We start from the raw sequence: 1,002 nt of genomic DNA, 5'->3' as shown, positions 1-1,002 counted from the left end.
CTTGACGCGAGAGGCCCGAAGGTCCCCCTCTTTGGTCCCTGTTCGTAATGAACAAGGACATTATGCGGTATTAGCTATCGTTTCCAATAGTTATCCCCCACATCAAGGCATATTCCCAGGCATTACTCACCCGTCCGCCGCTCGTCAGCAAAGAAGCAAGCTTCTTCCTGTTACCGCTCGACTTGCATGTGTTAGGCCTGCCGCCAGCGTTCAATCTGAGCCATGATCAAACTCTTCAATTAAAGTTTTGTTGTATCTTTCGATACGGCTCAATGATTTTTACTGATTTTCTTGTTTCGTTACTTCTAAAAGAAGTAATGAAGCATAAATTGACTGTGTCATCTTGCGATGATTAAGGTCACTCAGTTCATTGATAAATCTTTCGACGAATCATTTCACGAGTGCCCACACAGATTGCATGGTCAAATTGTTAAAGAACGTTGACTTTCAATGCCTTGGCGTTAAACRCTTTAGCAAGTCAGGCCGCGTATAATACGCTGTCTGACATTCAAGTCAAGATAAAATTCTCGCCTTTTTAACTGTCTGGCTAAAAAGTAAAAACCTTATATTGACTCCGCTCACATCCCAACCGGAAGAGCGAAGAAATAGCCCRCTGAGWACAGCGGGCTTTTCAATTTGGCGCCTGGCGATGACCTACTCTCACATGGGGAGACCCCACACTACCATCGGCGCTACTGCGTTTCACTTCTGAGTTCGGCATGGGATCAGGTGGGGCCACAGCGCTATGGTCGCCAGACAAATTCTTGTTTATTCCCGGCCAAAGCCGAAAATAGCAATCTTGGAAAAACTAACTAGCGTGCAAATCGTTCTCAAACACCATTCAAGTGCTTATGGAGTCCAGTTAAAACCCCTTGGGTGTTGTATGGTTAAGCCTCACGGGCAATTAGTACAGGTTAGCTCAATGCCTCGCAGCACTTACACACCCTGCCTATCTACGTCGTAGTCTTCAACAACCCTTTAGGATACTTATAGTATCAGGGA

Annotated in this window: 3 rRNA genes; all 3 read right to left on the bottom strand. The window is 45.5% G+C overall.

What is annotated here, in order from left to right:
• Positions 1-242: ribosomal RNA gene (locus L4D76_RS28635) — 16S ribosomal RNA — on the bottom strand; the annotation flags it as partial.
• Between the two features lie 399 nt (positions 243-641).
• Positions 642-757 (bottom strand): 5S ribosomal RNA (gene rrf, locus L4D76_RS28630).
• Positions 758-883: 126 nt separating this feature from the next.
• Positions 884-1,002 (bottom strand): 23S ribosomal RNA (locus L4D76_RS28625); the annotation flags it as partial.

Source organism: Photobacterium sagamiensis (genome assembly GCF_050337085.1).
In the GTDB taxonomy this organism is placed as follows: domain Bacteria; phylum Pseudomonadota; class Gammaproteobacteria; order Enterobacterales; family Vibrionaceae; genus Photobacterium; species Photobacterium sagamiensis.
This window is presented reverse-complemented; position numbering and strand designations above follow the sequence as displayed.